This is a genomic window from Aeromonas encheleia (genome assembly GCF_900637545.1).
Taxonomy (GTDB): Bacteria; Pseudomonadota; Gammaproteobacteria; order Enterobacterales; family Aeromonadaceae; genus Aeromonas; species Aeromonas encheleia.
Map to the genome: position 1 here is coordinate 2,979,446 of NZ_LR134376.1, position 11,631 is coordinate 2,991,076.

The window sequence follows — 11,631 nt, forward strand, 5'->3', positions numbered from 1 at the left end:
GGTCACTGCAGCTCGGGCAGCAGCCACTTGGCGATCTCGAAATAGATGATGAGGCCGGTGCCGTCCACCAGGGTGGAGATGAAAGGGGCCGAGACCACCGCCGGATCGATCCGCAGGCGGCGCAGCACCATGGGGATCACCGAGGCGACGGTGGCGCTCCAGAGCACGATGGCAATGATGGTGAGGGTGACCACCATGCCGATCTCGGGGCCGACTCCCAGGCTCCAGGCCCGCACCCAGGCCGCGATGGCGATGGCCACCGAGATGAGCAGGCCGGTGGAGAGCTCTTTCTTCAGCACTGTGCCGAGGTTGCGCAGACTCACCTCCCCCACGGCCATGGCGCGCACTATGGTGGTGGTGATCTGGGTGCCGCTGTTGCCGCCGGTGCCGATGAGCAGCGGGATGAAGAAGGCCAGCGCGATGGCGGCCTCCAGCTGCTCCTCGAACGCCCGCAGCACTGTGCCGGTATAGGCCTCGGCCACGAACAGGATCAGCAGCCAGCCCACCCGCTTGCGCCACAGCTGCCAGGGGCTCGCCTGCAGGTAGGGGGTGTCCAGCGGCGAGGAGCCGCCCTGCAGCTCGGCATCCTCGGTGGACTCCAGCTCCAAGATGTCGGCGGCGTCGTCCACATGGAAGATCCCCACCAGGCGACCCTGCTCCTCCACCGGCAGGCTCGAGATATCGCGGTCGATCAGCAGGCGGGCCGCCAGCTCCTGATCCGCCCGGGCGTTGATCCGCACCGCCTCACGGTCCATCAGCTCGCTCACCGGCCGCAGGGGATCCGCGATCAGCAGCGACTTGAGGGAGACGCTGCCGAGCAGCTGCTGCCCCTCATTGACCACGTAGAGATGCTGGAACAGCTGGGCGTTGTCCCAGGCGTCGTGGATCAGCTGCTTGGCGCGCCCCACCGTCTCCCGCTCGCCAATGGCCAGGTATTCGTGGCGCATGTTGGCCCCGACCGACTCGCTCGGCCAGTCCAGCAGCGACTGGAAGCTGGATCGTACCGACTCGGGGAAGCGGGAGAGCAGGGTGTCGCGATCCCGCTCATTGAGCCTGCGCAAGATGGCCAGCAGCTCGCGCCTCGGCATGGCCCCCTGCAGCAGGCCGACGAGGCTGGCATGCAGGCGCAGCAGCAGCCGGGCCGCGCAGTCGGGCGGGAGCGAACCGAGCAGGGCGGCCCCCTCCGCCATGGGCAGGGTATCGAAGATGCAGTTAAGCTCTTCCGGACGCAGGGTCAGCAGCTGATCGGCGCGCGCCACTGGATCCAGGTTGTGGGCCAGCCAGCCCTGCAGGGCGGCCAGATCGAGCAGTTGATGACGATTGAGCAGGGTGTGTGTTTTCTTCATCACAGATAACCTCATGTGATCTCAGGCAGGGCCTGAGGGCAACCGGCTAGCACCGGTCACTGTCGATAAGAAAACAGCAATTTGATTGACGAGTAATAGGCAGGAAATGACGCCGTTCGGCGTGTCATCATCCCCACGTACCAGCTTTAGCACTGCATAACGTATCCGGCACGCCGGAAGCCACTTGGGTTAACACCTTAATCCGATGAAAACTGTCCTGATCTTGGGCGTCTCTGGACGTCGTGAGATCAGTGGCCTGTGTTTATGCAGGAGCCTCGCCTAACGAGATGCTGCGAAAAATAGCCACAACCCTGAGGTTGTGCGGGCGGCATCATCGACCAGGGGCGGACCCGAGTCAAGCCGACCGGGCAGCTGGCAATAGCTTGTTACAAATTGAAGGGAGGGACGGCGGATAGGGAGAGGTGGCTCCCCCGGCCCAGGCCAGAGGGAGCAGTCACTCAGCGGATATAGTCGAACAGGGTCAGCTTGCTTATCTTGCTGAAGGAGAGCTGGGAGGCGCTCATGGCGGCCTCCTCCTTGGAGAGCGCGGCTATCACCTCGTACATGTCCGCCTCCGAGACCTTGGCCCGCGCCTGCTGGTTCAGGGTGCTGAGCCCGTCGTTGGAGCTCATCACCTGCTCCAGGCTGTTCAACCGGCTGCCCACATCCCCTTGCCCCCGGTCGACCTGGGTCCTGGCGTTGTTCATGTGGGTGGTGGCATCGGCCACCGCCAGCTGGAAATCCGCCGCCGGTATGGTCGGGTCGCGCAGGGTCGAGATGAAATCGGACATGCCATTGAGCACGCTGTCGTTCTTCGGCGTATCGAGCGCGAAGTTCTGATCCACCCCGCCCGCGGGCAGGTCCAGGGTCAGCTCCAGCCCGTTGAAGGCTATCTTGTTGCCCGCGCTGTAGTCACCGCTTTGCACCACAGTGCCGCCACTGTCCTTGATCTCGTAGCTGTCCGGCGGACCCGCCAGAGTGCTCACGGTGAACTGGTTGCTGGCCAGGGAGGAGTCGTAGCTGTTGCGATAGAAGCTCTCGAAGTTGCCCTGATCCCCCACGCCGACCTTGATGTTGGCCGTGGTGGCACTGGCGGTGCGCCGGGTGGCGACCGTCTCGAACAGGTTGAAGCCGGAGTCGTTGGCCGGGATCTGCACCGTGGGAGAGACCTGGATGCTGCGCTGGCCCGTGTCCCCCTGGAACACGTAGTTGCCGCTGGCATCCTTGACGAAGGGCTGGGTCTTGCTCTGGTTGCCGCCGAAGATGAACTCCCCCTGGGAGTTCTTGCTGTTCATCAGATCGAACATCTGTTTCTGCAGCCCCTCCAGTTCGCTCGCGATGGCGTTGCGCTCCTCCGAGCCCATGGCCGAGCTGTTCGCCTTCTGGATCAGGGTCTGGGCGCTCAGCATGGCGTTGTTGATGGAGGTGAGCACGGTGTCCTCGTGCCCCAGGCTGTTCTCCAGCAGGCTGCCGTTGACCCCGTATTGCTTGAACAGATCGATCTCCTTGGTCAGCGCCATCTTCTGGCTCATGCCGGAGGGGTCTTCCCCCGCCCGGTTGAACTTGTCCCCCGTCATCAACTGCTCATAGGCGGTGTTCTGACGCTCGCTGACCTTGCTCATGGTGGCGAGGTTGCGGTCATAGATCATGTTGGTGGTAATGCGCATGACTTACCTCACGGAAGACAACAGGGTGTCGAAAATGGTCTTGGCGGTGCTGACGATCTGGGCCGAGGCCGCATAAGACTGCTGGAAACGGATGAGGTTGGCCGCCTCCTCCTCCAGGTTGACCCCGGAGACGCTCTCGTAGATGCCGGTGCTCTGGGTCAGCTTGGCCTCGTTGGCCTGCAACAGGGTCTTGGCCTGGCTGGTCTTGTTGCCCACCCCGGTCACCAGCGCGCCATAGGCGTCGTTGAAGGTCATCTTGTCGTTGCTGGTGGCGGCGTTGTTGTTCTTGCGCACCAGCTCCTTGTTCTGCAGCTCCGCCAGGGCCAGGCCGTTGGCGTTGTCGGCGAAACCGTTCTTGTTGTAGCTCAGGTTGAAGCTGTCTTTGGCTTCCACCTTGCCGGTGATGCTGAAGTCATAGCCCGGGCTCTGGTTGGGATCGGCATAAACCTTGGGGCCGCCCAGCGGACTCTCGAGGGCCGCCATCAGGTTCTGGCCCTTGCTGGCCGCCGGGGCCACCCCGATGAGGGTGGTACCATCCGCCGCATAGACCTCGTAGTTGCCACCGTTGTCTATCTTGACGACCTGAGGCGCTGTGGGATCCAGGGCATTGGCACCGAAGCCCGACCCCGCCCCCGTGTTATGGATGCCATTCAGCTTGATCTCGCCCGAGCCCAGATTCTGGGCACTCTTGTCGGCCTTGATGGGGGCCGCCAGGGCGATGTCTTCCGGGCGGGTGATCGCGGCCTTCAGTCCGGCGGCGGCGTGCTTGGTCGGTTGCAGCAGTATCTTGTCGCCGGCGGCCGGGGTACCGGACAAGTCGATCTCGAGGCCGTGCCCCGCCAGCTCGAACTTGGCGGGGGGCGTGGTACCGGTCGCCAGCGAGGTGCGCTTGCCGGTGCCGTCGATGGAGAACACCTCATAGCCGGTGGCGCTGTTGAACTGCACCTCGTAATCGAAGGTGGTGACCTCGGTCCCCTTGCCAGGCACGAAGCTCACGCTGGCGGTGCCGTTGCCCTGGTTGCTGCCGTAGGGCAGCCCCTTGCTGGCCGAGAGGGAGAAGAGATCTCCCCCCAGCTCGTTATCCAGATCCATCCCCAACCGGTTCTGCTGGTTCATGGCATCGGCCATGGCGGCGGCGAGCTGCCCCAGCTCCCGCTTGGAGGGATCCAGATCGTTACGCGCCGTGAACAAGCCACCGATGGCTCCGCCGATGTCCTTGTCGTTGATATTGACCTTGTTGGAGCCAAGGGTGAGCTGCAGGATAGAGTCGCGGGAGTCGGGATCCCCCGCCGCCACCTTGAACTGGGCCACGCCGCCGTCCAGCACCAGGGAGTGGCCTGTGCTCATGTTGACCAGCATGCTGCCGTTGGGCTGGGTCACGGTGCGGATGTCCATCTTCTCGGAGAGCTGGCGCACGGCCTCGTCGCGCTGATCGAACAGCATCAGGTTCTCTTCCGGCGAGCCCTGGGTGCGGATGATGGCCTGGTTCAGATCGTTGATGCTGGTGAGCAGGCTGTTGACCCTGTCGGTCTCGTCGCCGATGGTGGCATTGATGGTGTCAGTCTGCTTGTCGAGCTGGGCAGAGAGGGTCTGGTAGCGGTTCACCATGCCGTTGAGCTCGCTCAGGGTGGTCTTGCGCCCGCCGATCTCGGCCGGCGACTCGTTGGCGGTATGAAACGCCTTGAAATAGGAGGTGATGGTGGTGCCCACGCTGTTGCTGGTATCGCCGAGCAGGCTATCCAGCTGGAACAGCTGATCGTAGCGCGTGCCTGAGGCGTGATAGGCGGAGGTGTCGCGGCGCATCTCCCCCTGGGCATAGTTGTTGATGACCCGCTGGGTCACCATGTCGCCGGTCCCCAATCCGATGGAATTGGTATACACCAGGGTGCGTTCACGTACATAGCCCTGGCTATTGACGTTGACGATGTTGTTACTGGTGGTCTGCAGCAGCCGCTGCTGGGCCATTACACCCGAGGTCCCGATTCCAAGCAGATCGCTTGCCATAACTTACAGCTCCATCTCTGTGTGGCTGGTTGCGGCGTAGCCGGCAATGGCATCACTGCGCAACACCTGTTTCAGTTTGCTGGCGTACTGGGGATCGGTGGCATAACCGGCCTGCTGCAGCGCCTCGAAATAACGGTCAGGGCTGTCCGCCTTGGCCAGTGCCCCCCGGTAACGGGAACCTGAGGTCAGGAAATCGACATAGTCGTTGAAGCTCTCTTCGAACGACTCATAGGAGCGAAACGCCGCCTTCTGGCGCGACGCCACCCCTTGCTCATATTCCAGGGTGCTGACCACCGCCTTGGGTCCCTCCCAGCGGGGGTCGGCCTTGATGCCGAACAGGTTGTGGGTCATCTGCCCCTCCCCGTCCTTGATCACCCGCTTGCCCCAGCCGCTCTCGAGGGCGGCCTGGGCCACCAGCACCGCCGGGCTCAGCCCCAGCTTGTCCGCCGCCTTCTTGGCGAGCGGCATCAGGCGGTTGACGAACTCCTCCGGGGTATCGAATACCTTGCCGGTCGCACCCAGTGCCGCCGCGGGCCGGGCGCTCCCCATGGGGGGCACGGTGCGGTGCGGACGTCTGGGCATGGTCAAGGCCGGTTCGGCCCCCTCCATCCCCTTCTCAGCAAAATCTTTGCCAACTTTTGAGGCTGCGATCAGATCGTTGGGGGCAGAGGTGGGCGGCTGGTAGGGTTTGTAGACCCGCTCGGTGCGTTGCGGCAGCTTGAGCACCCGGCCGTCGTTGTGGGTAAACTGCTTCTCGGGGGAGAACTGCTTGACCACCATCTCGGCCAGGCCGATCCCGCCCTTGCTCGACATGTCGGCCACCCGCTGCTCGTCCAGCATGCCCTCGTAGAACTGGGTGTAGCTGCTGCTGAACGGGTTATCCTCGGTCAACACCGCATTGGCCTGGCGCATGCCCTTGAACAGGGTCTGGGTGAAGATGGACTCGAACTGGCGGGACGCCGCCATCAATGCCTCGGCCTTGCCCTCCTTGCTCATGCCCATCCGGCGCAGCTTGTCCAGATTCTGGACGTCCTGCACCATGCCAATATTGATACCGCTCTGGGTGTCGAACTCTGCCATAACCTTCCTCTTTGCCGCCCGTGGCAAACCCTTGCCGCTATTAATTACAGAATGGCCCGCTGTCCCCTGAGGTGCAGCCTGCTGTGGCGCCGCCAGAGAATAGCCATAGGCTCGCCTGGACAGCCGCTTACAGAATGACCAGCTGCCCCCTGAGGTGCCGCCCGCTGCGGCACCTCCAGAGAACAGCCATAGGCTCGCCTGGACAGCCTCTTACAGAATGACCAGCTGCCCCCTGAGGTGCCGCCCGCTGCGGCGCCGCCAGAGAACAGCCATCAGTTCGCCTGGACAGCCGCTTATAGAATGACCAGTTGCCCCTGGATGGCGCCCGCCTGTTGCAGCGCCTCCAGGATCGCCATCAGATCGCCGGGGGCGACCCCGACCTGATTCACCGCCCGCACCAGATCGTCCAGGGTCGCGCCGGTATCAAACTTGAACATCCGCCCCGGCTCCTGCTGCACGTTGATGGTGGAGTTGTTGGTGACCACCGTCTGGCCGCCCGACAGTGGATTGGGTTGGGAGACCTGCTGATTCTCGGCGATGGTGACCGTCAGCCCGCCGTGGCTGATGGCGGCCGGGCGCAACTTGACCTGGCTGCCGATGACGATGGTGCCGGTGCGCGAGTTGACGATGATCTTGGCGGACTCGCTGGCCGGATCCACCTCAATGTTTTCTATGGTGGCCAGGTAGGAGACCCGCTGACCCGGGTCACGCGGGGCAAACACCTTGATCGAGGTGGCGTCCAGCGCCTGGGCCATGTTGGGTCCCACCAGATCGTTGACCGCGTCGGCCACCCGGCGGGCTGTGGTGAAATCGGGCCGGTTCAGGTTGAAGGTGATGGTATCCCCTTCGGAAAAGGAGTTGGCCACCTCGCGCTCCACGGTCGCGCCGTTGGCGATGCGCCCCACTGTCGGGGTATTCACCACCACCTTGGAGCCATCTGCGCCTTCGGCTCCCAGTCCCCCGACCACCAGGCTGCCCTGGGCCACCGCATAGACGCGGCCATCCAGCCCCTTGAGGAAGGTCTGCAGCAGGGTACCGCCACGCAGACTCTTCGCCTCGCCGATGGCGGAGACGGTCACATCTATGGTCTGGCCCGGCTTGGAGAAGGGGGGCAGATCGGCGTGGATGGCGACCGGCGCCACATCCTTGATCTTGGGCTTGATGTTGTCCGGCACCTTGATGCCGAAGTTGTTGAGCATGGTCCTGAAGGTCTGTTCGGTGAAGGCGTTGTTCTTCTCGCCGGTGCCGGGCAGGCCCACCACCAGGCCGTAACCGATCAGCTGGTTGCTGCGCACCCCTTCCACCGAGCTGAGATCCTTGATGCGGGAGGCGTGTGCCAACCCGAGCGGCAGGCAGCAGCACAGCAGGCCAAGCAGACGGAGTCGATTCATGAGATCTCCTAAATAGACCACCAGGGCCCCGTAAATCCTGAATGGGCCTGAGCCCTGAATAAGCCACTGGGGCCCGTGAGTATCAAGCGGGCCGCCGTGGCCCCCTCGCTAGATGGGCCACCAGGGACCGTTGAAGAAGCTGGTCAGCCAGCCCTGCTCCTGGGTGTTGGCCAGATCGCCGGTACCGCCGTAATGGATCCGCGCATTGGCGACCTTCTGGGACGACACACTGTTCTCCGAGCTCACATCCCCGGGACGAACCAGACCGGTAATGCGGATATATTCGTTGCCGTTGTTGAGCATGATCCACTTCTCGCCGCGCACCAGCAGATTGCCGTTCGGCAATACCTTGACCACGCTGACCGAGATACTGCCCTGCAGGCTGTTGCTCTGGTCCGCCTTGGCCTGGCCCTTGAACGCGCTGCTCTGATCGATGGAGGCAGAGAGGTTGTAGGGGCTCGCCGTCACCGGCACGCCGCCCAGGGTGACCGCTTCCAGATCGAAGTTGTTGTCCTTGCCGCTCTGGGTGTTGGCCTTCTTCGACGCCGAGGTCGATTCGGACAGCTCGATGTTGATGATGTCGCCCACCTTGTGGGCCTTGATGTCCGAGTAGATGCCATTGACCTGCTCGGGCTGGAAGATGGCACCGGTCGGCCGCACCGACACCGGCTCCGACTCGCCATAGACCGGGGCGAACTCGGGATCGTCGGGCTTGGCGGTGTTGGGGGTGCTGGTACAGCCTGCCAGTGTCAGCAGGCTCAGCAGCCATAGGGCTTTCATCATGTACCTCCTAATCAGGTTCGCTGGGTCAGGAAGGACATCATGGAGTCCACCGCCGAGATGACCTTGGAGTTCATCTCATACACCCGCTGGGCCTGGATCAGGTTCACCAGCTCCTCGGTCACGTTGACGTTGGAGGTCTCCAGCATGCCCTGCTTGACCACCCCCAGCCCGTCCGAGCCGGCCGTGCCCTGGATGGGCGCGCCGCTCGACTGGGTTTCCAGGAAGAGGTTCTCCCCCATGGGCTGCAGCCCGGTCGGGTTGACGAAGTCGGTGGTGTTGATCTGGCCCACCACCTGGGACTGGCCATCCCCTTTCAGCTGCACCGACACCTGACCATCCTCCCCCACGGTCACGCTCTGGGCGTTCTCGGGGATCTGGATCTCGGGCTGCAGCGGGTAGCCATTGCCCGGGGTGACTATGGTGCCCTCGTCGTTGAGAGTGAACTGGCCGTTGCGGGTGTAGGCCGCGCTGCCATCGGGCAGCTGGATTTCGAAGTAGCCGCGGCCGCTGATCATCAGATCCAGGGAGTTGTCCGTGGTCTGCACGTTGCCCTGGCTGTGGTTCTTCTGGGTGGCGACCACCTTGGCCCCCGCCCCCAGCATCAGGCCGGAGGGCAGCTCGGTGTCGGCCGAGGAGCGGCCACCCGGCTGGTTGATGTTCTGATAGAGCAGGTCCTCGAAGATGGCGCGGGCCTTCTTGTAGCCGACGGTGCTGGCGTTCGCCAGGTTGTTCGAGGTGACCGAGATGTTGGTCTGCTGGGCATCGAGGCCGGTCTTGCTGATCCAGAGTGCAGGATTCATTTAATGCTCCTTGATTAGCTGATACGCAGCAGCTGGGTTTGGGCCTCGTCGTTTTCCTCGGCGGTCTTCATGATCTTGACCTGAGTTTCAAACTGACGTTGCAAGCGAATGAGGTTGGTCATCTCGTCGACCACGTTGACGTTGCTGCCCTCCAGCGAACCCGCCAGCAGGCCGACCTCGGCGGAGGCGGCCTCACTCTGGCCATCCTTGCGGCGGAACAAGCCATCCTGGCCCTTCTCCACCGCATCCGCCGGCGGCTTGACCAGCTTGATGCGCTGGTAGTCCTCCGCCAGGTTGGGGGCGGCCCCTTCCGGGCGGCCGCTGATGGTGCCGTCACGGTTGATCTCGATCTTCTCCATCGGCAGCGGCATCACTATGGGCTGGCCACCGTCATCCACCACGTTGAGCCCGGTCGAGGTCTGCAGGTTGCCGGCCGCATTCAGCTGCAGGTTGCCCATGCGGGTATAGGCCTCGCCCCCCTTGGGATCCTGCACCGCAATCCAGCCGGGTCCGTCGACGGCGACGTCAAGATCCCGCCCCGTGGTCATCAGCATGCCGTGCTGCAGGTTCTGACCCGGTCGCTCGGTCATGGCGAACACCCGCGAGGGCAAGCCTTCGCCAAACGCCTGCATGCTGCGCGCCTGCTCGAAGTCAGACTTGAAGCCGATGGTGTTGGCGTTGGCCAGGTTGTTGCCACGCACAGCCAGGCTGTTCATGTTCTCCTTGGCCCCGGACATGGCGATGTAAAGCAGGTGATCCATGGGATCCTCCGTCAAACTGATGACTCTGGGGGAACGACTGCAAGTTGGATGCCAAGAACAAATAGAAACGAGAGAAGACGAGAGAAAAAGAGCAAAAAACGGCAGGTCTTGTTGACAGCTAGCTCACCCACTCTATGGCAGCGCTTCTTTAAATAGCAAAAGTAAAAATGGGGTGGCTATAAAATTAGGTACCCATGCCACTGCGCTGGGGACGGGTGTGTTTCATGGCCATTTGTCAAAGGCCGTGATCGTATTCTCATACTGGATTTCAAGCGGGGTGATTTCATCTCGCCACTCATCCGTTACTTCTTTGAATACCGATGCCATGAACAACTGGCTTCACCAAGCACACCATGGTCGACGAGGATGAGGTCTGTACTACACCGACTGTAGCGATCGCTCGGGCCTTGTTGAATAACGTTTCAATGGCGAATTTGGGCAATATTGCCACTCAGATGTTGTTTTTGAAAGGATGTTGACTCCATTAAAAATGGCCACTTAAACGAAATAATAAAAATAAGTCAACCCCCAACAAGGGGCACCAAGTGGAGCTTAATTGATTTATACTGCACTCCTTTTGATTATGGATACCTTCTCATGAAATGTATTTTAGCCTCCTCTTTTATCCTGCTTTCCTCTTCAGCTCTAGCTAATCAGCCTGTTATTAACCACGCTGCAACTTTAGCATATGAAGGCATTTACTCTGGTTGCCAAATGTATCGTTTAAATGTACCTGAAGGTTCAAGCTTGCTTGTTGGTCACAATTTCAATGATACCGGTCCTAATGCTGAAGGGGGTGCATCTGCTGGTCGTATAGGCATGTTGTCAAGCATGGGTTCTAACCCAAAGTATCGTAGCTATTCACTACGAGGAACCAATGACATCAATCAACCAGCAGAGTATAATTCCTACACGTTTATGGAATTTTCTGTGGGAGCAAATTCATCTCCAGATAATTATATGCTATCTCAATCAAAAAACATTGAAAAAGCTACAGTTTATTCCAGCGGCGCGACTCAATTATCGATGAGGTTTTATGATGGTAGCGACCAACCTCGGTATACTGGATTCATACCAAAGTACTTTTCATTATGTGGCAACAGCATCGCCTCATTCGACGCATTAACCAGTCATAGACTCCGAATTTCAGAACAATCCAATTTAACGAATATAAAAGTACAGTTCCCTAAACTTAACCCCCTTACCCAACTAAAGGCTAGCAGTGACCTCAACAGTGAGATTCAGTTGTCTTGGCACAATTCAGATAACACCGCTAGCATCATACGCCATCATAAATACACTCGGATATCTAGAGCCGAAAACATTGGCGCCCCACAAGATCACAAGTTTATAGAGCTAGCTCGTGTCGGTGCAGACAATGAGGATTATATCGACATCAATTCTACTGAAAATGCCTTGAACTCAAGCAAGGAGTATATCTATCAAGTTCAATACTGCGATGGTTATGATTTCTGCGAAGATAATGGAATCAGAGCGATAGGTAAAATTAACTAAACTTCTCGCTACTTCATGATATTTTCTGTATGCAATAGTCACTCTGTATTAGAAATAATTATGAGTGGCTATTTTTATTTTCAGAGATATGGGACTAAATATCTGTTCCTAATAATGCTACACCTTGGCTAATCCATAACTGTTTCTAGGGAAAAATGACGCGCTGTCCATAAAGCAGGGATTCAGATAATAAGTGTGTCACTCAGGTTGAACGGCGAGAGGTAACCAACTGCGGATTGGTATCACCCTTCTACTCACAAAAATAAAAATAGTATCACTATGAA

The 11,631-nt window shown here is 60.0% G+C and carries 9 protein-coding genes and 1 riboswitch; of the genes, 1 reads left to right on the forward strand and 8 read right to left on the reverse strand.

The genetic code is table 11. From position 1 onward, the window contains the following. Positions 1-2: 2 nt before the first annotated feature. From mgtE to flgF, 8 genes are all read right to left on the reverse strand, one after another. Positions 3-1,346: a magnesium transporter gene (gene mgtE, locus EL255_RS13790; protein ID WP_042654884.1), complete on the reverse strand. Its 1,344-nt coding sequence runs from the start codon at positions 1,344-1,346 to the stop codon at positions 3-5. Between the two features lie 124 nt (positions 1,347-1,470). Continuing rightward, positions 1,471-1,640: riboswitch (M-box (ykoK) riboswitch) on the reverse strand. 164 nt (positions 1,641-1,804) lie between these two features. Beyond that, complete coding sequence (flgL, locus tag EL255_RS13795; RefSeq protein ID WP_042654885.1) at positions 1,805-3,013, reverse strand: flagellar hook-associated protein FlgL; 1,209 nt, start codon at positions 3,011-3,013, stop codon at positions 1,805-1,807. Positions 3,014-3,016: 3 nt separating this feature from the next. Continuing rightward, positions 3,017-5,017: a FlgK family flagellar hook-associated protein gene (locus tag EL255_RS13800; protein WP_042654886.1), complete on the reverse strand. Its 2,001-nt coding sequence runs from the start codon at positions 5,015-5,017 to the stop codon at positions 3,017-3,019. Between the two features lie 3 nt (positions 5,018-5,020). Next, positions 5,021-6,097: a flagellar assembly peptidoglycan hydrolase FlgJ gene (gene flgJ, locus EL255_RS13805; protein WP_042654887.1), complete on the reverse strand. Its 1,077-nt coding sequence runs from the start codon at positions 6,095-6,097 to the stop codon at positions 5,021-5,023. A 293-nt stretch (positions 6,098-6,390) separates the two neighbouring features. Then, positions 6,391-7,488, reverse strand: coding sequence for a flagellar basal body P-ring protein FlgI (locus EL255_RS13810; protein WP_042654888.1), 1,098 nt, complete (start codon positions 7,486-7,488; stop codon positions 6,391-6,393). Positions 7,489-7,596: 108 nt separating this feature from the next. Then, positions 7,597-8,268: a flagellar basal body L-ring protein FlgH gene (gene flgH, locus EL255_RS13815; RefSeq protein WP_042654889.1), complete on the reverse strand. Its 672-nt coding sequence runs from the start codon at positions 8,266-8,268 to the stop codon at positions 7,597-7,599. Positions 8,269-8,282: 14 nt separating this feature from the next. Beyond that, positions 8,283-9,071: a flagellar basal-body rod protein FlgG gene (gene flgG, locus EL255_RS13820; RefSeq protein ID WP_042654890.1), complete on the reverse strand. Its 789-nt coding sequence runs from the start codon at positions 9,069-9,071 to the stop codon at positions 8,283-8,285. A 14-nt stretch (positions 9,072-9,085) separates the two neighbouring features. After that, complete coding sequence (gene flgF, locus EL255_RS13825) at positions 9,086-9,832, reverse strand: flagellar basal-body rod protein FlgF (protein WP_042654891.1); 747 nt, start codon at positions 9,830-9,832, stop codon at positions 9,086-9,088. Between the two features lie 597 nt (positions 9,833-10,429). On the opposite strand from flgF, the gene EL255_RS13830 reads away from it, so the two are divergent. Continuing rightward, positions 10,430-11,347, forward strand: a complete 918-nt coding sequence (locus EL255_RS13830; RefSeq protein WP_084228416.1) for a hypothetical protein — start codon at positions 10,430-10,432, stop codon at positions 11,345-11,347. The last annotated feature ends 284 nt before the right edge of the window (positions 11,348-11,631 follow it).

Excerpts from the sequence above, each read along its gene's own strand:
- mgtE (WP_042654884.1), bottom strand. The coding sequence starts at position 1,346 with ATGAAGAAAACACACACCCTGCTCAATCGTCATCAACTGCTCGATCTG.
- flgL (WP_042654885.1), bottom strand. The coding sequence starts at position 3,013 with ATGCGCATTACCACCAACATGATCTATGACCGCAACCTCGCCACCATG.
- EL255_RS13800 (WP_042654886.1), bottom strand. The coding sequence starts at position 5,017 with ATGGCAAGCGATCTGCTTGGAATCGGGACCTCGGGTGTAATGGCCCAG.
- flgJ (WP_042654887.1), bottom strand. The coding sequence starts at position 6,097 with ATGGCAGAGTTCGACACCCAGAGCGGTATCAATATTGGCATGGTGCAG.
- EL255_RS13810 (WP_042654888.1), bottom strand. The coding sequence starts at position 7,488 with ATGAATCGACTCCGTCTGCTTGGCCTGCTGTGCTGCTGCCTGCCGCTC.
- flgH (WP_042654889.1), bottom strand. The coding sequence starts at position 8,268 with ATGAAAGCCCTATGGCTGCTGAGCCTGCTGACACTGGCAGGCTGTACC.
- flgG (WP_042654890.1), bottom strand. The coding sequence starts at position 9,071 with ATGAATCCTGCACTCTGGATCAGCAAGACCGGCCTCGATGCCCAGCAG.
- flgF (WP_042654891.1), bottom strand. The coding sequence starts at position 9,832 with ATGGATCACCTGCTTTACATCGCCATGTCCGGGGCCAAGGAGAACATG.
- EL255_RS13830 (WP_084228416.1), top strand. The coding sequence starts at position 10,430 with ATGAAATGTATTTTAGCCTCCTCTTTTATCCTGCTTTCCTCTTCAGCT.